This is a genomic window from Chamaesiphon sp. OTE_75_metabat_556 (genome assembly GCF_031378165.1).
GTDB lineage: Bacteria > Cyanobacteriota > Cyanobacteriia > Cyanobacteriales > Chamaesiphonaceae > Chamaesiphon.
Window position 1 is genome coordinate 1 of sequence record NZ_JANNDR010000245.1, and the last position, 24,763, is coordinate 24,763.

Below are 24,763 nucleotides of genomic sequence, written 5' to 3' on the forward strand. Positions count from 1 at the left end.
GAAATATTGGCTGGAGCTAAGTTGCCGATAGTTATTTCATTATGCCCTTGTTACCTACAAAATTTATCGCTCTCCACATTCATAGTTCGAGATGGCAGCAGGGGAAGAAGGCGACGGGCGATCGATGAAGAACCCAGATGAGATCGCATACTTATTCTTATTATGCAAAATAATTAATGCGACATCCGTGGTAACAGCGATCGGATCGGGATCTTTGTTAGCATCAGCACTGTCGATCTATAGTCTCGACGTCGATTCGGCTGCCATCACTTATTCTGCAAAATTAACGCGACGTCTTTGGCAAAATAGGTCAAGATTAAATCGGCTCCAGCCCGCTTGATACTTAGCAAAGTTTCCATCACGATCTTCTTTTCATCGATCCAACCGAGTTGGGCAGCAGCTTTGATTAGTGAATATTCCCCACTGACATTATAAGCGGCAACGGGAACGTTACAGTTGGCCTTGACTTGGTGGATGATATCGAGATACGCCAAAGCTGGCTTGACCATCACGATATCGGCACCTTCAGCGATATCGAGGGCGACTTCCTCTAGAGCTTCGCGGGCGTTAGCTGGGTCCATTTGGTAAGTTTTCTTGTCGCCGAATTTGGGTGCGGAGTCGAGGGCATCGCGAAATGGGCCATAATAGGCCGAAGCATATTTGGCTGAGTAAGCGAGAATGCCGACATCGGTAAAGCCATGAGCGTCCAAGCCGCGCCGAATTGCCCCGATGCGTCCGTCCATCATGTCGGAAGGTGCAACCATGTCGCAGCCAGCTTGGGCTTGGGATATGGACATTTTGACGAGAATGGTGACCGTTTCGTCATTGAGGATGACACCGTTTTCATCGATGACACCATCGTGGCCGTGAGTAGTGAACGGATCGAGAGCGACGTCGGTAATGACGATCGTCTCTGGCGTTTGGGCTTTGATCGCGGTGACCGCGAGCTGTGCTAGTCCTTGAGGATTGTAACTTTCGGTGCCGTTCTCATCTTTTTTGGATTCGGAGACGACGGGAAATAGAGCGATCGCTTTAATACCTAAAGTATCTAGTTCGGCGACTTCCTTGAGTAACAGATCGAGTGTGTAACGATAACAACCTGGCATGGAAGCAATTTCTACACGCTGATTTTCCCCTTCCATGACAAACATCGGATAAATCAGATCGTCAACAGTGAGCTGTGTCTCACTGACCAAGCTGCGAATACTGGGATTGCGGCGCAGGCGGCGGGGACGTCTGGTCAGGGAGAGCGGATCGAAGTCAGGATGGGAGCGAGACATAATTTGTTCGGTAGATCGCAGTAGCCACTGATTATAGCGAAAAAGACGATCGCCGCCAAAGTCAGGTTTACAATTGGTGGCGGATTTGGACTATCGATGCCTCCTCGTTGTGGCTGAGGCTGTCTATCACGCTGCCATCGTGTAGATCGAGAATTAATTTAGCGTTAGGATATAGGCATAACTATCTGTCTCGCACTCGTCATTCTTACCCACCCTAATTAAGATCTTCTCATCATGCTTGGTAATTTTCAACGAAGTGAATTGCGAATTGAAGTACCAGCGACCCCTAGCACGATTCGCGATCGATTATTATCGCCGTCAGCAATGACTAAGTGGCTGTTTCCTCAGCAAATGAAGTTTGCCAGTCAAGACCTGCTGACGGTCGGGACTAAGTTTGAGACTAGTTTCGGCCCTGTCGTGGTCAAAGCTCAAGTCGATCGAGTCAATTCCCAAGGGTTGCGATTGCTCCTGAGCCAGGGCGTCGATGGTTACCACGAATGGTATTGGGGGGAAGGTTGGGTACAATCGCGACTAGAGGGAGTGTCGCTACTCCCGCTCAATCTTTATCAAACAGCGACATTACTGCGATTGCGACAATCGCTGAGATCGGTCGATCGGGGATAATTGCTTTGATGCGCTTGAATATGTCTTATCGATCGCGAACGATTGGCAGCAAATAAAGAGCAGCAACTCTCAAGCTTGAGAATTGCTGCTCCGATCGATTATTTAATCTTGACTAGCCCTGGTTTGCCCGAATCCATAAAGGAGCCGAACGCGCTAGCATTAACCAGCGACCATCGCCCGTGACATAACCAATTTCAGTTAGATAACGATGTTCGCTTTGACCGATCGGAATTTCCAAATCCCAAGCTGAATCGCTACATTCAAACTCTTGGAACGTAGTTGGCAACTCGATATTGGAATCAAAATTGGTGACATCATACAGACGCACTACCAATTTTTGACCGCCTTGCTCTCGCAACTGTCGTTTGAGTCGTACGGGAATTTCCCAGTGCGCATAAGCTTGAGTCGGACTGGGAGAAACGAGGGTAATTTGACCTTCGCTGTAGAGATTGCCAGACATTTCGCCCCGATCTTCAGTCGGAGTCTCTTTGCCCCCAAAGAAAGATTGGAAGGCTTGCCCAGCACCTACAGTGGCAGCCGCACCGCCAGCTAGAGCCGCACCGCCGAGGTTTTTGCCATCATCTAACAACCCAGCGGCTTTATCTTTAAAGCCGTCCAGAAAGCCGCTAGATTCTTGCGTGATGGTGTCTTTTTCCATATCGCCAGTTTCTTCACCGAGCAGATCGGATAAGCCCGCAAAGGGATCTTCGTCCAAATCATCGAGGTTGATGGCCTCTAAATCGCGATCGAAGGTATCTTCAGCGTTGAGATTTAGCTCGGAGATCTCCGCCTTTTTCTCGCCGCCAAATAGGGCAGCACCACCAGCAACAGCAGCGGCTCCGGCCGCACCGACTGCGGTGCCGCCACCTTTGAGGAAGTCACCAGCTTTGTCAGTAATGCCATCTAAAGAATTACTGAAGTCAAACGGATCGTTTTGGAGATCGGCGACGACATCGGTGGCTTTGTCTTTGACCGACTCTAATGGAGTCCCAAAATTAAATGGATCGTTGTCTGCACCCACTTCTAGGGATAGGTCTTCAGATAAATCTGCATCCTTTTGACCGCCGAAAAAGTTACTCACTGACTGACCCGCACCGCCAGCGAGGGCAGCACCACCAGCTAAGGCCGCAGCCCCGCCCGCAGCAGCGGCTCCACCGCCATCTTTGAGGAAATCGCCGACGCGATCGAATAACCCACCGTCACCGGTTGGATTGAGATCTACGTTGGGGATGAGATCGCTAGCTTTCGCTTGGATGCCTTCTGCTGAACCTGATAAATTAACATCGGGTATTTCCAGATTGAGACCTGATGATTCTGGATGGTCGCGATTAAACAAGTTGCTCGCACCACCAGCAATGGCCGCACCGCCAGCAGCTACGGCTGCGCCACCACCTTGAATGAAGTCACCAGCTTTGTCTTTAATCCCTTCTAAGGGGTTGTTAAGATCTAAATTGGGGATGAGATTGGAAGACTTATCTTTCAATCCTTCCAGGGGATTTGAGAGGTCGATGTCGGGCGCTTGGATTTCGGGAAGCTGTAAGTCGCTCGCTCGCTCGCCAACTGTCTCTTTGGTCGAGTCGTAGATCCCTTTGCCCAGTGCGCCCAGAGCTGCGGCACCACCCGCGATCGCCGCACCACCCGCGAGATTGATATCGTTGGTGGTATTTTTAATCGGATCGACGACCCCATTAAAATTAATATTTGGCGTGTTCGTGGCAGTTGGTGGAGGCATTGTCCCAGAGAGATCGCCTGATCGCAGATCGCCTGATCGCAGATCGCCGGAAGGACGATAACCACCACCCAAATTCGAGGATAAGTCCCCAGACAGATCGCCAGATAGACCATCACCTCTCGCCGTGCGGGATGGTGGTGGTGGATATAGTGGCTTGATTCCAGTTGTCGTATCTGGGACTGGCGTTACTGGTGCTGCGGCTTCAGGTTTTTTCCGACCCAAAAGCCATAAGAGTAGTCCACCGATCGGCAAGAGCAGTATCCACCATGGAAATCCACCTTTTTCTTTATTAGTGGTAGTGGTAGTTGTAGTTTCCGTCCCGGTCGTACCGCCAGTAGCCCCATTAGTGCCAGTGGTAGCTGTTTCTGTCGTGCCAGTGGTAGTTGTTTCCGTGGCAGTTGGCGTCGTACCAGTGCTTACGGCTGCGGCACCACCGGCGATCGATTCTTGAATGACCTGTTTGCCAGTAGCATCGCCGACATAGCCGAGAAATGCTTTGGCACCCTCACTTACTTTGCCGCCTTTGTTTTTGTAAGCGTAAGCTAGTGGCTGCGAGAAGGGATATTTGGGATTGTCTGGCTGCGTACCGTGCAGCGTCACCGATCTAACCCCTGGAATATTTTTGACTTGGTCGGCAGGTGCATAACCAATCCCATCTTCACCGAGCTTATCGACGACTGATTGCGTCGAATCTTCAGAGAGCTTTTGAGCGTTACTCCCCGTTTTGAGTTTACCGTTCTGAAAAACGGGATAGTTAGCAAAGGCGCGGCGAGTATCGCTGGTATCGGGTCTGTCGATGACTTTAATTTTCCCTTTGGCACCGTTGGCGCTGGGTAATTGCGACCAATCAGTGACCTCACCCCGATAAATTTTAGCGAAGTCTTTGAGGGTAAGATTTCCTTTGTAAGGGTTGCTATCTTTGACGATAATGGCGATTTTGGATCTGCCGATCGCTTTTGCCGTCAAACCTTCAGCTTTTTCGGCGGTTGTGAGCGCGCGACCGATCCCGGCGAGGTCTGCTTTATCTTGCACGATGGCTGTGAGGCCACTATCACTACTTTGATACTGGGTTGGTACGGTGACATCCGTACCGGGAAATTGCTTTTGAAACCGATCTTTGAGTCCTTGATTGACAGCTTGCAGGCTACTGGAGCCATCAATCTGCACTTTAGTTCCCGCACTCACCGATGTGGGTAGGGGGAAATTATCGGCAGCAGTTTGGGCAATAGCTTTGAGGTTAATGCCACCAGCCGCTAATATTAGTGCTAGAGTTACGATTGAACTACTTTGCTGCTTCATTTGTAACAACTAGGTTTGTGGATATTGTAATCAACAATAGCTTAGATCTGTTGCCTGCATAGATACTTGCCAACTGCTTTGTAAAGCAAATGTATAACCAGCACCCGAACACAAGCTAGCAATTAGATTACTTGGACATGTGCTAAGTTGACTGACTAATCGATATAAATGTTGATTTATGCATCTTTTTACGCACTTAATTTTAAAATCGATAGCAACAGCGTGCTCAGATCCTAACCGATTTTGTCAGTTCGATCGAGCTAAATGTTACATTTTCGTTAAGATACAATCGAATCAAAAAGTTTACTGTGCCTTTTATCACAGATATATTATTTGAATGAGCAATATCCGTCGGCACAAACCAGGACAAGTGGGTAATAATCGCCAGCAAAAAGTTCCATCCGCACGTACGGAGAGCAGATCGGATCGCGATCTGGCAACAGGTGCCGTGCGGCAATCGCGATCGTTGTTGCCGCTAAATATTGGATTTCGATTAGTATATATCTGGCTGGTATTGGGGCTGGGAAGTTTGGGGTTACTCTCTAGATTGGTGTGGTTGCAGGTAGTGCAGGCAAACAACTTGCAACAAGTAGCTCAACGGCAGCAGACGATCTCCCAACGGCCATTCGTACCTCGGCGGACGATCGTCGATCGATCGAATAATCAACTGGCGATCGATCGACCTAGTTATACTATTTATGCTCATCCCAGCCGCTTTGGAGAAGTGAAATTTGGCAAAGGTTTACCCCGCACTGGACTGAAAGTGAAAATCGCGCCAGTGGATATGGCCGAACGGATTGCGCCGATTTTAGGGATGAAAGTGGAGATGTTAGTCACCAAATTTCAAAAGCGCAAAACTGGCGTGCCGATCGGGAATGGGATCGCTGAAGAGGTCGGCAATCGACTTAAAGCTTTGAAACTAGAGGGATTGGACATCACCCAAGGCGAAGCCGACCATACGCGATTTTATCCCCAGAACGATTTGGTCGCCGAATTTTTGGGTTATTTAGACTGGGAGCACAAAGCGCGGTCAGGAGTGGAATTGAGTCAATCATTGCTATTGGAGCGGAAGGTCGCTCAGTATCAATTGACCAAAAGTGGTGGTAATAAGGGGTCGATCTTACCCGATCGAGTCACGCCAGATTTTTTGCATACCGATGATTTGAAACTACGTCTGACAGTCGATTTGCGGCTGCAACGGGCTACCAAAGAAGCGTTGACAAAAAAAATGAATGAATGGAACGCACGTCGGGGGACGGCAATCGTCATGGATGCCGATACGGGTGCGATCCGCGCCCTAGTTGTCGCCCCGACTTACAATCCCAATCAATACGCTAGCGACGTTGAGGACTACAGCAAAGTTGTCGGTCGAGAACGCGCTTCGACCTTGCTTCAAAATGCGGCTGTCTCAGATCTCTACGAGCCAGGATCGACATTCAAACCGATCGCTGTCGCCATCGCGCTGGAAAATCGGGTGATCGATCGCCACACCAAGCTCTTTGACAGTGGCAGGATCGTTGTCGGCCAATACACCATTCGTAACTCGGATAAAAAAGGGAACGGGGAGCTGGATATCTCGCAAATTTTGCAGCATTCGAGTAACGTGGGCATGGTCAAAATGATGCAGCGGCTCAAACCAGATCTTTATTATGATTGGCTGCAACGAATTGGTTTGGGTCAAAAATCGGGGATCGATTTGCCCTTAGAAGCGCGGGGTGAAGTCCGCAGTCGGCGTGAATTTGTCGCTTCGCCGATTTATCCAGCGAATACGGCCTTTGGACAGGGATTTTCACTGACGCCAATCCAAATGGTGACGCTGATTGGGAGTATTGCCAATGGTGGTAAGTTGGTAACGCCCCATGTCGTCGAAGGCTTATTCGATCGGGACGGCGTGCGGATGGATCGTTCCAATCGTCCCGAACCAAATCAGATCTTTTCCCCCGCCAATACCCAAGCAGTGTTGGAGATGATGGAAGATGTCGTCAAAAAAGGTTCTGGGGAGAAAGCTCAAATTCCTGGCTATCGAATTGCTGGCAAAACTGGTACCTCTCAAAAAGCCGTCAGCGGTGGCTATAAGCAGGATGACAAAAAAATCACCAGTTTTGTCGGCATTCTACCTGTAGATGGCCAACACCGCTATGTTGTGTTTGCGGCGATCGACGAGCCGAAAGGTAAGGAGAAAGCCTTTGGGAGTAATGTGGCCGCGCCAATTGTCAAGTCGATTATGGAATCTCTGATTTCGATCGAAGGCATTCCTCCCAGCAATCCCAGTCAAATCAAGCCGACAACAGCACCGCCCTCAACCACCGTGCCAGATTAAAGCGGGTTTGCTAGCTGGGGTGTACAAGTACAGGAAGTGGGATGTTGCGGCTAAGAAATTCAATCGAGATCGATTTACCTATTACCTAATTTTGTCTCTACTCCCTTTCTCCTTACTCTCTACCCTTTACCCTCTATTCATCGCCGCCATACTAGACTACCTAATCGGCGATCCGTGGGGCTGGTTACATCCCGTCCAGGTGATGGGCTGGGCGATCGATCGAGTTGCCACAGCCGCGCTGAAATATCTCGATCGACCGTTGGCGCGGCGGTTCGCAGGGGTGGTGTTATGTTGGGGTTTAATTCTGGGTACTGGGGGTATGACTTGGCTGCTGATTTATGGTTGCGATCAGTTACATCCGTTGCTGGGAATTGCCGTGCGATCGATCTTGCTGGCGAGTTGCTTGGCGGGTCAAAGTTTGCGACGAGCGGCTGAGGATGTGCTGGTGGCGATTGCGGCTGAAGATCTGGATTTGGCGCGATCGAAACTGAGGATGTATGTCGGGCGGGATACTGACAAGTTAACTATTCCCGAGATCGATCGGGCTATCTTAGAAACTGTCACCGAAAATGCGATCGATGGTGTGATGGCTCCATTATTTTACGCGATCGTCGGCATACTTATCCCCGTAGTGGGGGCTGTGCCCTTGGCAATGGCCTACAAGGCTGCTAGTACTCTAGATTCGATGGTCGGCTATCGACGCGAGCCATACGCCGATTTAGGCTGGTGTAGTGCCAAATCTGAAGATATCCTGACGTGGCTACCCTGTCGGCTAGCTGTACTGACATTGAGTATGATTTCGGGTAAACCCCTAACTGTCTGGCGACTCTGTTGGCGCGATGCCCGCCAAGATCCCAGCCCCAATTCTGGCTGGAGTGAATGTGCCTATGCCGCCGCCTTGGGGGTCAGAGTTGGGGGCGTAAATTATTATCGGGGAGAAATTCAGCATAAGCCGTTATTGGGTGACGATTTACAACCCATTACTGCTGAGATTATCCAGCAGGCTTTAAATCTGACCCGATCTAGCTTGCTATTGTGGTTGGGGTTAGTATCGATCGTCCAAATCTTACAACCCTGGGTAAGAAATACATTATTCACATAACAAAATCGCCTCATAGCTAGTCAGCCAGGAGGCGATCGGTTAAACAGTTAATAATTTCTAAAGTTGTTATCGATCGAGCAAATTCACAGGAAACCTGTAGAATTGTTTGGCTCTAAAGGCTTGAAAGATCGACTATCAATTATCAATTACCTAAGCCCCCATCAATCCATAAGCTGACATCCGCATGATTTCACCAGTATTAAAGCCGATGTTATTGAGAGCTTCACCGTAGGCAATCATAAAATCTTCAACCAAAGCATCCTTCTCCATCCCCAATACGTTGGCGTCTTTGGCGACGTTATTGAGCATTTTCCAGACTAAGGGCAGATTTTGACGGTTGGCTGTTTGCAATTCGGCTTTGGCGGCTTCAAAATTGTCATGGAGCCAGACTTCGCCAAAGTTGAGGTGCATATACTCATCTTTGACTACGCCTTCAGTAATCTTTCTCGCAAAGTCATCAGCAACGGGAATATAGATGTTATAGGCCGCGATCGCAAAACACTCGATAATCAGTGATTGGATCAATAAACAAGTAACGATATTCCCTGCTGCTGCTGCCACCTGAAAATTTTCGTGTAACTGAGCAAAAAATTCTTTCGCAAACTCCAGATCTGGAGTGACTGATAAATTTCGCGCACAGGCTTCAAAACCCTTCTTGTGACGCATTTCCATTTTGGACAACTTGACTAGATCTTCCTGGGAGTCCGGTAAGAGTCCGCCCAAGGTAATATAGTTTTCATGCGCTTCCTGTTCGCCTTCGATCACGATGGCATTGATGCGACTGTAGGCATCTTTGTAGGTTTCGCTTGTAAAGTTAAGTTCCAAACTGGCCGCAATCTGCACCATAAGTTAGATTTCTCCCGTGTATCCGAATAATATTTAATTTTACGCTCTCCGATCGGTGGCTGCACCTTATAACGCGATCGTAAATGTTTTGCTAATTAATCTAAAGATTTATTACTATCTTCAAACCCTTCTATCTTAACCGATCGCCGACCAAAACCGTGCATAAGTTCTCCGATCCCAGCTATTTTCGATGGTGGCAAATTTTCAACTGGCTCCTGCTGCTGGTTGGGGCTGGCTTGATGATGGCACCATTAGGTGTTGCCTTGCTCACTTCCATTACCCCTATCGGCACGACGGCAACTGGATTCAATCTCCCTACCCAGGTGACGTTTGCCAATTATCAAGTCGCCTGGGAACGCGGTAATTTTGTTTTGGCCTTTGCTAATTCCACGTTTGTCGCCTTGGCTGTGACTACGGCGCAAATTTTCACCTCGGCATTGGCTGGTTATGCGTTGGCTCGACTCAAATTTCGGGGACGCCAAGCTTTAATCCTGGTGGTACTAGCGACACTCGTGATTCCCTTCCAGCTTCTGGTAATTCCGGTCTTTTTAATCCTTAAGTGGGGGCATCTGCTTAATACTTACGTTAGTCTGATCCTCCCATCTGCTGCCAGTGGCTTTGGGATCTTCTTGCTACGGCAATTTTTCATGACGATCCCGATCGAATTGGAGCAAGCAGCGATGCTCGATGGCGCAAATCGGTTTCAAGTCCTCTGGCGGATTATGTTGCCATTATCTCGCCCTGCGCTGGTGACACTGTTTCTATTTACCTTTATCGGCGAATGGAATGATTTATTCAAACCCCTGATTTTCACCACCCGTCCCGAATTGCGGACTGTTCAACTCGCCTTAGCCGAATTTCAAGAACAATTTACCAATAGCTGGCAACTCCTGATGGCCGCAGTGGTAATTGCCACTGTACCGATCGTGTTACTCTTTCTGCTCGGACAGAAGCAGTTTATTCAAGGAGTTGCGAGTACGGGGATTAAGGAGTAGGGAGTAGGGAGTAGGGAGTAAGGAGTAGGGAGTAGGGAGTTGATAATTGATAATTGATAGTTAGTTTGAGAATCGAGCATCAAATCCGATTCACTATTCACTATTCACTATTCACTATCCACTCCCTATCCTCTAATCCTAGGTTCCTGGCAGATCGCGCAGTCGATCGTTCAAGTGCGATCGATCGGCGAGGACTTTCAGCAAGGGACCGTGTGCGCCGAACTCTACAATACTGATGCTGCTGACTGGCATTCCCAGCCGATAACGGAATCGCCCAGCATCGATGCCCAGGAGGCTGCACAGCAAGATCCGAATTGTGGCTTTGTGGGAAACGACCAAAACATTACCGGTGGCGTGTTTTTGGCTAATTTCCTCAACGACTGCGAGGGCGCGGGCAGCGATCGCCATCGCGGATTCGCCACTAGTGGGGGGATTCCAGCCGGGATCGGCCAGCCAGCGCAGATAATCATCGTGGTACTGGGCATCGACTGTAGCGACATCTTTGCCTTCCCAGGCACCATAATTAATTTCTTGCAATCCGTCTCGTAACTCTAGCTTCATTTTCAGCGCATCGGCTAAAGGTTCGGCAGTCAAAATCGCGCGTTCTTTGGGGCTACAATAAATCGCTTCCCAAGGCGTGCTGGCATAGGCTTTGGCAAACAATTGAGCCATTTCTTCTCCATCGGGTGTCAAGGCTGGATCGATCGATCCGCAAAATAAGTTACCGCGACTGGATGCAGTTTGGCCGTGACGCAGAAAGTAGAGATTTAGAGTCATATTGTCACTATTGGGGCGAAATGGATAGATGGGTAAATTGCCGATCTCACAGCTATTCGTGCTGACTGTTAATCGATCGGCGCGCGCGCGACTCACTCGATTGCGGCGATCGCGCTCCTGTAGGCATTACTTATCATATTACTCTCGAATCAAAACTCTACTAATTCTGCTAATATAGAAAACAGGGACCAGCTAATTTTTTAGCTAGTCCCTATGCTTCTTGGAATAATAAATTACCAGGAGTGGGTCGAACCCCACTTTTTTTGTTGTTTGCTGCCGCTGACACAAGTCCGCTGAGATCGCACCGATGCCTTCGATCTCCAAAGTAAACAACAAGCCACTCATCACCACCGCTCACATCTCAGGGTATCGATCGAGCTTGAAATTAGTTATTACCTACTGGCAAACATTACTTTTATCAGCAACTAGTTGCTAGTCCTTGTTACTACATGTATGGCTCATCCCCTGATTCCTCAAATTACCGATATTGCAAACCCACTCGCCGCAGAATTGGGACTAGAGGTCGTTGCGATCGTCTTTCATACCCACGAACGGCCGCCTTCACTGCGGGTAGATATCCGCAATCCCAATGCCGATACCGGATTACAAGACTGCGAACGGATGAGTCGCGCTCTGGATGCGGCACTGGATGCTGCGGAGGCAATTCCATTTGCTTATGCATTGGAAGTATCTAGCCCCGGTACGAGTAGAGAACTCACGACCGATCGAGAGTTTAATGCCTTTGGCGGCTTTGCCGTCCAAGTCACGACTACCGAACCAGTCGATAACAAAACCGAATGGCAAGGACAACTGATTAGACGGGATGAGACAGCCATCTATCTCAGCCAAAAAGGTCGCACCGTCACTATCCCCAGAGCAGTAGTCGGCAAAGTTTCTTTAGACGATAACGGTTAGCTGCGCTCAGTAATTATTTATTTGCTAATTTAATCGGCAATAGTTGCGAGCTACATTGCGATTAAATTATTAGACCTTATTTAACTAAAAAATATGTCAAAAGCTAAAGACCAGAAAAAAAACAATGTCCGCATCCCTCAATTAAGAAATATGATTGAGGAAATTAGCAAAGATCGCAATCTTCCGGCTTCGGCTGTCCAATCAGCTTTGCGTGAAGCATTGTTAAAAGGATACGAACGCTATCGGCGATCGCAAAATCTAGATCAAATGCAATTTGAAGAAGATCATTTTGATAATTTTGATGTATTTCTTGATTTAGAAGAAGAAGATTTTAAAGTCATAGCCATTAAAACGATCGTCGAAGAAGTCAATGATGAAGATCGGGAGATTTCGATCGATGATATCAGAGATAGCTTAGAGCAAGATCCGACAGAAGACCCTGGCACAGAAAACTTACTGGATCTGATCGGTAGATCCGTAACACTAGATGTCACACCCGAGCACGAAGATTTCGGTCGGATGGCGGCGATTCAGGCCAAACAAGTACTCGCTCAAAAACTGCGGGATCAACAACGCAAGATCATTCAAGAAGAATTCGAGCAATTTGAAGGTACGGCCTTGATGGGTAAAGTCCTCCGCTTCGAGCGGCAGTCAGTGATTTTATCGGTCAATAGTAGTTTTGGACAGCCGGATGTCGAAGCCGAACTACCCCAAAAAGAGCAACTGCCCAACGATAACTATCGGATCGGTCGGACATTTAAAGTCTTCCTCAAAAAAGTCCGCGAAGGCTCCCAACGCGGCCCCCAATTGCTCGTCTCGCGTGGTGCTGCGGGTTTAGTTGTCGAACTTTTTGCCAATGAAGTCCCCGAAATCGAAGAAGAACTAGTCCGGATCGTGGCTGTAGCCCGCGAAGCTAGCCCACCATCGCGACATGTCGGCCCCCGTACCAAAATTGCGGTGGATACATTAGAAGGCGATGTAGACCCAGTTGGGGCTTGTATCGGCGCGCGCGGTTCGCGGATTCAGGTAGTAGTCAATGAATTGCAAGGTGAGAAAATCGATGTGATTCGCTGGTCACCAGATCCTTCGACCTATATCTCCAATGCCTTGAGTCCGGCGCGGATCGATGAAGTCCGGTTGGTCAATCCAGAGGGACGGCAGGCGCATGTCCTGGTACCTGAAGATCAATTGAGTCTAGCAATTGGTAAAGAAGGCCAAAATGTCCGGCTCGCTGCCCGATTGACTGGCTGGAAAATCGATATCAAGGATGTGAATAAGTACGATCCGGTTGCCGCGATGGCTGAGGTCGAATCGCAACGGCAATCTGATTCAGAGTACCAATCCCGTTATCAACCAGATTATCAGGATGCTAACTATGCGGATGAGAACTATTAAGTTAGTGAATAGTGAATAGTGACTAGTGAATAGTGAATAGTCCAATAACACTAGCACCCCACTGATTACCTCCACATTTTCAAAAAGAAACCCAACTTCTTTTAAAGAAGTTGGGTTTCTTGTCGGTCGATCGCGTTACTTCCTATACAGGCGATAACGTCCGACGTTTGCTGACCATTTGGAAGGTTTCGATAATGTCACCTTCAGCCCAGTCATTGAACTTATCTAAGCGAATTCCGCATTCAAAGCCAGCATTGACTTCGCGGACATCATCCTTGACCCGTTTGAGTGAGTCGAGGGTGCCATCAAAGACCAATTGGTTCTTGCGGAGGACGCGAATGCTACAGTTACGCAATGCCTTACCAGACAGGACATAACAGCCAGCAATATTACCGCGTCCGGCTTGGAATACCGCCCGGACTTCGACTTGACCCAATGGTTCTTCGACTTGTTCGGGATCGAGGAGACCTTCCATCGCGCCTTGAATGTCGCTCAAGAGGGCATAAATGATGTTGTACTCGCGGACATCGACACCGGCATCATCAGAGGCGGCGCGGGCACCACTAGCTAGCGTAGTATTGAAGCCAATAATGACGGCACCACTGGCAGCAGCCAAATCGACGTCAGTTTCAGTGATTTCACCTGCGGCGGAGAGCAGCACGCGGACTTGAACTTCATTTTGAGGTAACTGACGCAGGGAGCCGAGAATTGCTTCGACGGAACCTTGCACGTCAGCTTTGAGAATCAAATTGAGTTCTTTGAGTTCGCCTTCTTGTGCCTTAGCCGACAAGCTATTGAGGGTAACTCGACGCGAAGCCATCATCTGCTGGAGTCGCGATTGACGGCGTTCGGCAGAACGGACATCAGCAATGGCACGAGCTTCTTTTTCGGTGAAGACTTCAAACTCGTCTCCCGCCTGCGGTACATCGCTCAATCCGAGGACTTCGACGGCAAAAGATGGTGCAGCAGCTTCGACGCGAGCCAGCCTGTCGTCTACCATTGCCCGCACTTTCCCAAATACGTGTCCAGCAACTAGGGTTTCACCGACCCGGAGGGTACCATTTTGTACCAATAGGGTAGCAACGGGACCTTTGGCTTTGTCGAGGTGGGCTTCGATGACCGTACCACGCGCGGTGCGATCGGGGTTGGCCTGAAGATCTTCGACATCGGCTACTAGTAGAATCATCTCTAGCAAGGTATCGAGATTTTCGCCTTTGAGGGCACTGACTTCTACCATGATCGTGTCACCACCGAGATCTTCTGATTGGAGATTGAAGGCAATCAATTCCTGTTTGACCCGAGCTGGGTTGGCTCCTGGCTTATCAATTTTGTTGATCGCGACGATAATCGGCACTTCCGCTGCTTGGGCGTGACGGATAGCTTCGATAGTTTGGGGACGGACGCCATCATCGGCAGCCACAACGAGAATCGCGATATCTGTGACCCGCGCGCCCCGTGCCCGCATGGCAGTAAAGGCTTCGTGACCGGGGGTATCGAGGAAGACTACCTGTTGGGTTGTCCCTTCATGCTCCATGTCTACATGGTAGGCACCGATATGTTGGGTAATCCCACCGGCTTCGCCTTGAGCGACTTTGGTCGATCGAATGGCATCCAGGAGAGTAGTTTTCCCGTGATCGACGTGACCCATGATTGTCACGACTGGCGGACGACGTTGGAGTAAATCGAAGTCGCCAATGTCGAGCATCTCAGTGACTTTCGTCGCCGCAGCTTGTTCGACACCAGTGACGACAGCAACGCCCATTTCTTCGGCCACCATCGTGGCAGTACCCGCATCGAGAATTTGCGTCACGCTGATTGCAATCCCTTTGAAGAAGAGCTGCTTGACGATTTCGGTCTCTGGCACCATCAGCATTTCCGCGAGATCGCGGACGGTAATACTGCCCATCAGCGTAATCGATTCGGGCTTTTCAACCGTATTTTTCTGTTCGCGTTTGTTGTTGTTCCCCCGTTCTTTGGCCTGCTGATCCCCTTTCATCACGGGTTTTTTGCGTTGAGCCGGAACTGCTGCGGGACGAATGCCGCCACCAGTACCGATCTTCTGCTTGGCCGGTCGGGCGATCGACAGACTGACGATCGTTTCAGTGGAATTATCGTTACCATCGAGATCGTCGTCTTCATCATCCTCATCGATGACGACTGTTTTGACCCGTTTGCCTTTGGCTGGTACTTTCGCCTTGGCGGTTTCGATTTCTTCCTCTTCTTTGCTCCAGCCTTTACCCTTATTAACTGGTTTTCGCAGCGGCGGCCGCTTGAGTTCGAGATCGATCGGCGTTGGTGTCCCATCATCTTTTTCAGTGGCAGCACCATCTTTGCCTGGGGCACCAGGTCTGGTCGGACTACTACCCTGCGGTTTAATTTGCACGATCCGCGCTGGCGGACGGTTCAAAGGTGGTGCGTCACTTTCGGATTTGGCAACTGGTTTGCGCGGGACTCCCGTACCAGGACTACGGGTGGGGGCACCAACGACTGGACGAGGGGCCGCATCACTCTTGGCCAGTTGCGATTTCGGGATCGGCTTATTTGGTGCTGCGGAGCGAGCTACTGGAGTGGAGTCATTCTGACTATTATCACCACGATCTGTTTCTAATGAGGCATCTTCTGAGCTGGGACGAGCTGGGGGTCCGGATAGCTGGGGTTTGGGTGCTGGCGGCTGTACGGGATTGCCAACTCTGGCCGCCCGATTGGGACTGGCCTCCCCACTGGCTTCGGCGCGACGGACGGTCGCACCTTCGCCAACGGGTGTTGGCCGAACGACGGGACGGCTGGCTGGCGATTGAGGTGCTGAAGGTCGCAACGGTGGTTGTTGAGCTTGCAAAGGCGGTTGGGGCATCAATGATGGTTTAGTCTGATTATCGCTTTTGTTTTCGATCTGCAAGATGCGAGTTTTGGGTTCGGTTGGTCGTGGGGGCACGCTCTGGCTGGTACTACTAGTGGCAACAGAGGTGAGATTTGGGGGCGATTTGGGGACATCACTTTTCGGTGCAGTGGCAGAATCCACCTTGTCCGCAAGGATTTGACGAGGTGCCTTATTTTGCCGATCGGGAAACTTCTCGTTAGCGGCTTTGACGATCTGTTCTGCTTCTGTTTCTGAGATACTGCTGCTGTGGCTTTTTACTACAATATTTAAGCCTTCACAAATTCCCAATAAATCCTTATTTTCCAAATTCAATTCCTTTGACAATTCGTAAATTCTGACTTTGCCGTTGTTCATCCACTATGTCCCTATTTATGAAACCGATCGAGCGTCTAGATTATGACTTGATGTTGGCAAGACCATATATTTATCTACACAATGTTAATGTTTTGATGATAAAACTAAGTATATTTGATGAAAGCTATTACCTGGTAGTGGGTGCCTAGCACGGTAGCAAGGCTACTGCGGCTGGTGAATAATTACCCCAATCCGTTGTCGATCGACTTCGCCAACGAGCGATCCGGTCGGGACTAAGTGCTGCTTTACAGCGTTTATCGACGCAATCGGGATTAGCGATCGATCGATGGGGAATCATATTATATTCTTACACCAATTTGTCATAATTGGCGAGTCCAATCGACAATTTGTGATACTGTGATAGGTTTATCCGATCGGGAATCTGCACGGTGTCAACTTAAGAGATCGGGCAGAGAATTTAGCAGATCGCGCTCACTTGAGAAAATTGCACTGCCAAAGGCGCGATCCATCCCTGAAAAATAGTCACTCACACTGTCTTCAATAGAATTTCTCAATAAATAATTCATAATTCACGGTTGATGAGCAAAGTATACATTGTGGGTGCGGGGCCAGGGGATCTCGCTTATTTGACGATTCGCGCGCAACAAATTCTCACTCAAGCGGAAGTGCTGATTTATGATGCTTTGGTCGATCGGAGCTTGATTGCCTTAGTCCCAGGAAACTGCCAGCTCATCAATGTTGGCAAACGTGGTGGCCGACCGAGTATGCCCCAATCCGAAATCGATTTGTTATTGGTAGAATACGCCCAAACCGATCGCACTGTCGTCCGACTCAAAAGTGGCGATCCCTTTATTTTTGGGCGCGTCACCGCCGAAATCGATGCGTTGACAGCGGCTGAGTGTGACTTTGAAGTAGTGCCGGGATTATCTACGGCTTTGGCTGCGCCATTACTTGCAGGGATTCCGCTCACCGATCCAGTTTTGAGTCGCGGCTTTGCCGTAATTAGTGCCCATCTCCCCGACGATCTCGATTGGGATGCCTTGGCTCGCATCCCAACGGTGGTAATGATGATGGGTGCTAGGCAGTTGGGTGAGATCGTCGCGCAGCTCTTAAAACACGATCGTTCCGCTACAACCCCAATTGCGATAATTCGGTGGGCGGGAACGTCCCAACAGCAAGTTTGGGTATCTGATTTGGGCGGAATTATCTCGGAGACAGAGGGCGCGGAGCTATCTCCATCTGTAATCGTAATCGGCCAAGTAGTGAGATTGCGAGAGTATATTAATTGCCGAGGATCGACGTCCTCGATCGACCGAGATGTGGTTGTCGATCCACCGGCCAATCGTGCGCCACTCGCGGGTAAAACTGTCCTCGTCACCCGTGCTAGCGGACAAGCCAGCGAATTTTCCCAAATGTTGCGATCTCGCGGCGCACGGGTATTAGAACTGCCGACTTTGGAAATCGTCCCACCGAGTAGCTGGGCGGCTCTCGATCGCGAAATCGAACATCTAGCTGATTTTGACTGGTTGATATTAACTTCTGCCAATGGTGTCGATGGCTTCTTCGCACGACTCGATCGAGCTGGCAAAGATAGCCGTGCCTTAGCTGGAGTTAAAATTGCGGTAGTCGGTCAGAAAACGGCTCAATCTTTACAACAGCATGGAATTACACCGGATTTTATCCCACCAGATTTCGTCGCTGATGCCTTAATTAGTCATTTTCCGATCGACCCCAACAATCTCCGCCTGTTATTGCCGCGTGTCGAGAGCGGCGGGCGGGAAGTTTTAGTCGGTGAATTTACGCGGTTGGGGGCGACAGTCATCGAAGTTGCGGCCTATCAATCCCAATGCCCTTCAGAAATCGATCCCGATATTCTGTCCGCATTACAACGCCAACAGGTGGATATTATTACCTTTGCTAGTTCCAAAACTGTCAAAAATTTTTGGCACCCGATCGGCAATAGTTTACCACCAGGTTGGTTGGATCGAGTCCGGATTGCCTCGATCGGCCCGCAGACTTCGGCGACTTGTAGAGAGCTATTGGGCAAAGTCGATATCGAAGCGACTGAATATACACTACCTGGCTTGCTAGCGGCTTTAGAATCGGGGATTGAGTAGGGACAACTAGTTAGTTATTCATCCCTACTCCACTTGGTAAATTTGCGCCTGGATTAGAACGGAATTTGATCGCTGTCGTCAGCATCAAAGCTTGGTGGCTCTTCCTTGCGAGGGACACTGGCAGTCGTCGTGCGGTTGCTAGGTGGTGGCGAACTAGGTGCTGCACTAACGGCTGCTGGTGCGGCTGATGCCGTGGGACTGTCGATCGCCATCATGTGATAGAGGCGACTGGCCACTAATTGGGCGCGCTTTTCTTTATAACCATCGCGTTCGATCGTATTCATCTGGAGACGACCTTCGATCGTCACCCGATCTCCTTGTTTATAATTTTCCTTCATTTCAGTTGCCAAATTCCCCCAGCCCACAACTTCGATCGTCGGGTGTCTGTCGTCGGGACGACTGCCTGGTGGCGGCGCAAACTGCACGAACATATCTGCCACGGCCATCTGGTTGTCAGCGGTATACCGGAGTTCGGGATTTTTGATAATCTCCGCCATTAAAATGCAACTATTCATAGGTAAGAATTTGGATTGAGGGACAAGTGACAGCTTTGGTAGAGCTATTTCCTCGCCGAGCCTGTGCACCAAGCACCGGATCGGGTACAGACTTGTAAGTTACTTATCTATTTTAGTATAGAAATACTATTTTGCAACTTTCATCGATTAAACATCTTAACATTCTCGATTGCCTACTGATGAAAGGATAATTGTAATCTTAACTCGATCGATAGCATGAGATTAAATTACACATCCAAGTTAAATGCAGCGATCTGTTTTGCGCTAGCTACGATCTAGCAAAGATCGATCGTGTTTAGGCACGATCGAAAAATTGGGACCAAGAAGATCTTCATAAGCTGCAAAACCTCCAAAAATTTTGCCAGTGAGGATCGGTAAATTTAGGCAATCTATTACCAAAGATTAGTAAGTTCTTAGCAATTCGAGCTGTATTTATTATCGATCGAACAAATATTAGTGGGTCAACTCGATCGACGTAGCTGTGACCTACTGCTTGATGGAGATCGCGTTGAGTAAGTTTGGGCTGACTCAGCCATAACAATGGTAGAGAGACGGTTAAGTTTGGTAAAATGAAGAGCGTCAGCAAGTAACAATCTAACTTCTGAAAAATCCGACATGCTGACTAGTTGCCGATCTCTAAGCTGATTGCTGCGGTCAACGTTCCTCAAATTTGTCCACCCACTTACCTTATCGATGATAGACAAACCGATCGAGTTACCAGTAGACATTGGTCTGTCCACGCCCATTCTCCTCCTCGTGCTAGTCGCACTAGAGGCCGTCCTCTCCGCCGATAATGCGATCGCCCTCGCGTCCATTTCCCAAGGCTTAGTTGATGAAAAGCTCCGGCCTCAAGCCCTCAACATTGGCTTGATTTTTGCCTATATCCTACGGATGACTCTGATTGTGGGTGCGACGTGGGTCATCCGTTACTGGCAGTTTCAGGTTTTGGGTGCAGCTTATTTACTCTGGCTGGTGTTTAAGTATTTTACCGCCGACAAAGATGAAGATGGCCAAAAACAGCGACCTCAGTATACTTCTTTGTGGCAAGTGATTCCGATTATTGCGGTCACCGATTTGGCTTTTTCGCTCGATAGTGTGGCGACAGCAATTGCGGTATCAACCGATACCTGGCTGGTAATTGCGGGTGCAACGATCGGGATTATTTTGCTGCGATTTATGGCAGAGCTATTCATTCGATGGTTGTCAGAATATACGCATCTTGAGGATGCTGGATATATTGCAGTGGGTTTAGTAGGGATCAAATTGTTAGTCCGCGCGCTCTATCCAGAGTTGGAGATTCCAGAGATAGTAACGATCGCGATGGTAGCGATGATTTTTACGTGGGGCTTTTCCCAACGCCAAGAATCAGCACCAGAATAGCTGAGTGGGGAAATTGAGAAAGTGCGATTGATGGTTTACTTTCTCAATCCCCATAGCAGCTAAGCAGCCACAGCTTCATATTTTACTCTCGCATATTGTCCCATCGGTTGATATTCTGGCACCAGATTGTGAAGTGCTGACACACATTCGGTGACTTCACAACGCTCTGCGGCTTCTAATAATTCGGTCAGTTGTGGGGACAGCTCTTTCCAAGCTAATTTAGCCTCGCGAGCACAGAAAATCTTCGGATGTCCAGTCGGTAGTGCCGCATCGCAATCGATCAATAGCTCTTCGTAGATTTTCTCACCTGGGCGCAACCCAACGATCTCGATTTTGACGTCGCGATGGGGTTCCATCCCATGTAGGCGGATCATCTGCGTGGCCAAATCGTAAATCTTGACAGGTTCGCCCATATCGAGCAAGAAGACTTCACCGCCATTGGCCATCGCACCAGCCTGGATTACCAATGTTGCCGCTTCCGGGATGGTCATGAAGTAGCGGGTGATATCGGTATGGGTCAGCGTGATCGCTTTACCTTCAGCGATCTGGGCGCGAAAACGGGGGACGACCGAACCGCTGCTACCGAGGACGTTCCCAAATCTCACCATCGTAAAGCAGGTATTGTGATTAGTTTGGTCTGCTAAGCCTTGGAGGACTAGTTCTGCCACCCGCTTGGTGGCACCCATAATATTGGTCGGCCGCACGGCTTTATCGGTGGAGATCAAGACGAATTTGCCCACCCCACAAGCGATCGCGCACTGCGCTGTCGTCAGCGTCCCATTGATATTATTGATGATGCCCGAAACCGGATTTGCTTCGACGATCGGAACGTGTTTGTAAGCAGCCGCGTGATAGATGGTCTCGACCCCATATGTGTCCAAAACCCCTTTCAACGCTTGGGCGTCGGTAACAGAACCCAGACAAGCAACTTTATTGAGATGTGGGTAGTTTTCGCCTAGCTCCATGTCCATCTGATAGAGTGCAAACTCATGCAACTCATAGACGATCAGCATTTTGGGTTGTTGTTTGGCGATTTGCCGACAGAGTTCCGACCCGATCGAACCACCGCCCCCAGTTACTAAGACGACGCGGTTGGTGATATCGTGCTGCAGGAGTTCGGGATTGGCGGCGATCGGTTTGCGACCTAGCAAATCTTCAATGTCTAGCTCTCGCACGCGATTAATCGAAACGTGACCGCTCAAGATTTCGGCAATGCTCGGTACGGTCTTGACGGGTACGCCTAAGATTTGGAGTTTCTGCAAAATATCGCGTTTGCGCTGTCCCTCGATCGACGGCATGGCTAGCAGAATTTCTTCAAACCCAGTATTGGCTTTTAACTTTAGTAATTCTGCTGGCGCATAGACGCGGATGCCTTGGACGTTTCGTCCTTGCAGATACTGATTGTCATCGACAAATCCGATCGGCCGTTTGCCATTATTTTCGCCAATCAAAGCCTGTGCGAGCACACAACCAGCACTACCAGCACCATAAATCACGATGCCGCGTACATTGCGACCGGGATACACGATCTGACGCATCCGGCCGATCGTGAGTCGGACGCACAACCGATATGAGATTGCCAAGATTAGTGCCAACATCCCATCACCGATCAGTACGGAGGCCGGAATTACTGGAGCGGCAGATAAATAAGCAACGATCGTCGTAGCAATAAAACTCGCGATCGATGCCTTGGCGATCGTGAAAATAAAACTGCCATCAATGTATCGTAATACCTGTTGATAAATTCTAAAATACCAAAAAAATCCAATTTTGATCCCGACATCTAGCAGCACAAACTGCCCTTGGGATAACACTTCCACTGGCATGAGATCGAACCCATACTCAAAGCCGATTGCCGCCATCATCGAAATCAGGAACAAACAGATGTCGATCGACGTCAAGATCGTATACTTCTGATGATTGGAAAGCGCATTGATCGATTTCTCAAGAGTCGTGGCAGTAGCTTCAATACTCAACAAAGATTGGCTTTTAGTGGACATGATATTATGACACAATCGACGGTTTTTAACAAGTTGAAAATCAGGTCTAGATCGATTCTAAAACTTGATTTGTGACCTTTGCTAATCCGATCGCAACTAGCATTGTCGTGTGGTGTAAGATAATGAATGTACTGATGAATTGAAGCAATCTAAAGTCAGCTATATTGGTAAGTGACAGAACCAAAAAATAGCTCAGACAAAGTTAGATCTATACATCTAAAGTATATTTTTTTTCACCAAATGTACTCAGCCAAATCTCTGAACTTATTACTGTCAAACGCTGGGTTCGACAGAATCACAGCTCAGGATGTTCCATCCTTCGCGCGAATCATGCGTGAATTCAACCGATGGATAAAACCACCTGAGTGTTGAGTCGATCGCTATGTAAAATACAATAAACAACTAATTTCTCTCGATTCCGGAAATTTGCACTAAAATATAAAGTGATAACTTTTCCGGTGAGGAGTGCACTAGAGAAACCATGAAACAAAACAACCAAAAGTCTAATCTCAAACGTGCTCAGATCAGTCGAATTGCATCCATGATGCTAGGCTCGGTCTTCACAGGCTCACTAATTGCGATGGGTCCTGTCCTGGCAGCACCGACGGTAGCTAATCAGAGTCAATTGCATAAAGTTGCTGCTTCTACCCCTTTAGCTGAAGCTGTCAAAGCCAACCCCACATCAGCTCCTGCGACCCCAGCTCCCAACAAAGTCGCTCAAGCAAGCGATGTTGCTGGCAACTGGGCAGAACCTTTTATCAAAGTTTTAGTTGAGAAAGACATCATCAAAGGATATCCTGATGGTACTTTCCGACCAGATCAGCCAGTCACTCGTGCTGAGTTTGCAGCTTTATTAAACAAAGCTTTCGACCTCCAGCCAGTTCGGGAGGGACGCAAATTTAAAGACGTGCCTAAAAATTACTGGGCAGCCGAAGTCATCCAAAAAGCTTACCGGAGCGGATTTTTAGCTGGTTATCCCGGTAGTTTTGGACCTAAGCAAAATCTCCTACGGATTCAAGGTTTAGTCTCGCTCATCAATGGTAGCAAGCTAGAACCTTCTGGCACCCTAGACCTCAACAGCGTCTTCGGCGACGCGGCACAAGTGCCCAGTTACGGTCAAAATGCGTTAATTGCTGCAACTCAAAAATGTGTAGCTGTCAGTGTCGAATATGACAGCAGCCGCTTACCTGGTGGTAACTTTGGGCCAAATACTGTAGCCACTCGTGCTGATGTCGCTGCCTATATCCACCAAGTATTGGTTGGTTCCGGCAAGCTGACTGCGCTAGATGCAGCTAACCCTGGCAACAAGTACATCGCTTCTTGCCCTCAAGGTACTTACGTAACTTCCATCACTGGTACTCCCACAGCAGCCGTAACTGCTGATGAGGCGATCTCCAAATTGAGCATTCCCGGTCAAACTCCGGCGATCGTTGGTTCCACTAGCGTCGGTACTTATCCTGTTGGCGGTCTGGGTACACCTACAGCCTTTGGCGGTAACGCTGGCTTCTTCGTCGGTGCGGGCTACCAAAATCAAACTCGCCCGAACATCTACAGCAACAATATCACCTCACCCAAAAATCCTGAAGCTTGGGCTTACTCCGCTGGTTTCGGTCTGGGCGATCCTCGCAACGCCTTAGGTCTAGAAGCTGTAGCCACAACCTATACAGGTTCCACTCGTGGTAATGCTGGCATGTTCGATAACGGTGGTGTGAGTTTCAAAGTCAACAGGTTATTGGGTGACAACTTTGCGATCGCGGGTGGCTATGAAAATGCTATCACCTTCGGTAATAATTCTGGAGGTTTCGGGACTCGTGATGGCGGTGTCAACGGCGGTCGGACTGGCTACGGTGTAGCGAGTATGATCCTCAACCCCGACCCCAACCAAGGCTTCTTCAGCAACACTACTGTATCAGTTGGTGCTGGTGCCGGTCGCTTCCGGACTGTCGGGGATATCCGTAACGGTCGCGATACGATCAATATCTTTGGTAGCGTCGGTACAAATTTATTCTCCAATGTCTCGGTAGTTGCTGACTGGAACGGTCAAGACTTGGGCGTTGGTCTACCGATTACCATTCCTTTTGGTGGCGGCTCTTCGTTCCAAATTACTCCTGCGCTAGTCGATCTCGCGAATTCGGAAACTGGTGGTTCTCGCTTCGTCGTTAGTGGTGGTCTAGGCTTCAGCTTCTAATCACAACTAGTTAATTTGTTGCCTGCTGGAAATTTGAGGAATGCTCCTCAAATTTCCATTCGTATTATTCATTCTTTTCATCAGG

At 49.0% G+C, this 24,763-nt stretch carries 17 protein-coding genes; 9 read left to right on the forward strand and 8 right to left on the reverse strand.

Annotated features, from left to right (window positions below; all coding sequences use genetic code 11):
- Nucleotides 1–266: 266 nt before the first annotated feature.
- A complete protein-coding gene (hemB, locus tag RMO27_RS09955; RefSeq protein WP_309731916.1) occupies nucleotides 267–1,280 on the reverse strand; it encodes a porphobilinogen synthase in 1,014 nt (337 codons plus the stop codon).
- Between the two features lie 234 nt (nucleotides 1,281–1,514).
- Between hemB and RMO27_RS09960 the strand changes: the two genes are divergently transcribed.
- Nucleotides 1,515–1,904, forward strand: a complete 390-nt coding sequence (locus RMO27_RS09960; RefSeq protein WP_309731918.1) for a hypothetical protein — start codon at nucleotides 1,515–1,517, stop codon at nucleotides 1,902–1,904.
- 112 nt (nucleotides 1,905–2,016) lie between these two features.
- Here the strand turns inward: RMO27_RS09960 and RMO27_RS09965 are convergent, their stop codons facing one another.
- Nucleotides 2,017–4,935: a substrate-binding domain-containing protein gene (locus RMO27_RS09965; protein ID WP_309731920.1), complete on the reverse strand. Its 2,919-nt coding sequence runs from the start codon at nucleotides 4,933–4,935 to the stop codon at nucleotides 2,017–2,019.
- A gap of 337 nt (nucleotides 4,936–5,272) precedes the next feature.
- Here RMO27_RS09965 and RMO27_RS09970 point away from each other — a divergent pair, with 337 nt between their 5' ends.
- Together RMO27_RS09970 and cbiB are read left to right on the forward strand one after the other, a co-directional pair.
- The gene (locus RMO27_RS09970; RefSeq protein ID WP_309731922.1) at nucleotides 5,273–7,255 is read left to right on the forward strand and encodes a penicillin-binding protein 2; all 1,983 of its coding nucleotides are present in this window, start codon (nucleotides 5,273–5,275) and stop codon (nucleotides 7,253–7,255) included.
- Nucleotides 7,256–7,346: 91 nt separating this feature from the next.
- A complete protein-coding gene (cbiB, locus tag RMO27_RS09975) occupies nucleotides 7,347–8,357 on the forward strand; it encodes an adenosylcobinamide-phosphate synthase CbiB (RefSeq protein ID WP_309731924.1) in 1,011 nt (336 codons plus the stop codon).
- 150 nt (nucleotides 8,358–8,507) lie between these two features.
- Here cbiB and RMO27_RS09980 read toward each other — a convergent pair whose 3' ends face one another.
- Entirely contained in the window at nucleotides 8,508–9,203 is a 696-nt protein-coding gene (locus RMO27_RS09980) for an aldehyde oxygenase (deformylating) (RefSeq protein ID WP_309731926.1), read from the reverse strand.
- A gap of 239 nt (nucleotides 9,204–9,442) precedes the next feature.
- On the opposite strand from RMO27_RS09980, the gene RMO27_RS09985 reads away from it, so the two are divergent.
- Entirely contained in the window at nucleotides 9,443–10,198 is a 756-nt protein-coding gene (locus RMO27_RS09985) for a carbohydrate ABC transporter permease (RefSeq protein ID WP_396133658.1), read from the forward strand.
- Between the two features lie 138 nt (nucleotides 10,199–10,336).
- Here the strand turns inward: RMO27_RS09985 and RMO27_RS09990 are convergent, their stop codons facing one another.
- The gene (locus RMO27_RS09990; RefSeq protein WP_309731941.1) at nucleotides 10,337–10,975 is read right to left on the reverse strand and encodes a histidine phosphatase family protein; all 639 of its coding nucleotides are present in this window, start codon (nucleotides 10,973–10,975) and stop codon (nucleotides 10,337–10,339) included.
- A gap of 453 nt (nucleotides 10,976–11,428) precedes the next feature.
- Between RMO27_RS09990 and rimP the strand changes: the two genes are divergently transcribed.
- Nucleotides 11,429–11,890, forward strand: coding sequence for a ribosome maturation factor RimP (rimP, locus tag RMO27_RS09995; protein WP_309731928.1), 462 nt, complete (start codon nucleotides 11,429–11,431; stop codon nucleotides 11,888–11,890).
- Between the two features lie 93 nt (nucleotides 11,891–11,983).
- A complete protein-coding gene (gene nusA / locus RMO27_RS10000; protein WP_309731929.1) occupies nucleotides 11,984–13,285 on the forward strand; it encodes a transcription termination factor NusA in 1,302 nt (433 codons plus the stop codon).
- A gap of 142 nt (nucleotides 13,286–13,427) precedes the next feature.
- Here nusA and infB read toward each other — a convergent pair whose 3' ends face one another.
- Entirely contained in the window at nucleotides 13,428–16,517 is a 3,090-nt protein-coding gene (infB, locus tag RMO27_RS10005) for a translation initiation factor IF-2 (protein WP_309731930.1), read from the reverse strand.
- Nucleotides 16,518–16,662: 145 nt separating this feature from the next.
- On the reverse strand, nucleotides 16,663–16,815 hold the full coding sequence (locus RMO27_RS10010) for a hypothetical protein (protein ID WP_309731931.1): 153 nt from the start codon (nucleotides 16,813–16,815) through the stop codon (nucleotides 16,663–16,665).
- A 241-nt stretch (nucleotides 16,816–17,056) separates the two neighbouring features.
- Between RMO27_RS10010 and cobA the strand changes: the two genes are divergently transcribed.
- Nucleotides 17,057–18,595, forward strand: coding sequence for a uroporphyrinogen-III C-methyltransferase (cobA, locus tag RMO27_RS10015; RefSeq protein ID WP_309731933.1), 1,539 nt, complete (start codon nucleotides 17,057–17,059; stop codon nucleotides 18,593–18,595).
- 53 nt (nucleotides 18,596–18,648) lie between these two features.
- Here the strand turns inward: cobA and RMO27_RS10020 are convergent, their stop codons facing one another.
- Complete coding sequence (locus RMO27_RS10020) at nucleotides 18,649–19,110, reverse strand: single-stranded DNA-binding protein (RefSeq protein WP_309731935.1); 462 nt, start codon at nucleotides 19,108–19,110, stop codon at nucleotides 18,649–18,651.
- A gap of 693 nt (nucleotides 19,111–19,803) precedes the next feature.
- Here RMO27_RS10020 and RMO27_RS10025 point away from each other — a divergent pair.
- Nucleotides 19,804–20,490, forward strand: coding sequence for a DUF475 domain-containing protein (locus RMO27_RS10025; RefSeq protein WP_309731937.1), 687 nt, complete (start codon nucleotides 19,804–19,806; stop codon nucleotides 20,488–20,490).
- Nucleotides 20,491–20,549: 59 nt separating this feature from the next.
- Here the strand turns inward: RMO27_RS10025 and RMO27_RS10030 are convergent, their stop codons facing one another.
- A complete protein-coding gene (locus tag RMO27_RS10030) occupies nucleotides 20,550–22,490 on the reverse strand; it encodes a nucleoside-diphosphate sugar epimerase/dehydratase (RefSeq protein ID WP_309731938.1) in 1,941 nt (646 codons plus the stop codon).
- Between the two features lie 481 nt (nucleotides 22,491–22,971).
- Between RMO27_RS10030 and RMO27_RS10035 the strand changes: the two genes are divergently transcribed.
- Nucleotides 22,972–24,678, forward strand: coding sequence for an S-layer homology domain-containing protein (locus tag RMO27_RS10035; protein ID WP_309731939.1), 1,707 nt, complete (start codon nucleotides 22,972–22,974; stop codon nucleotides 24,676–24,678).
- The last annotated feature ends 85 nt before the right edge of the window (nucleotides 24,679–24,763 follow it).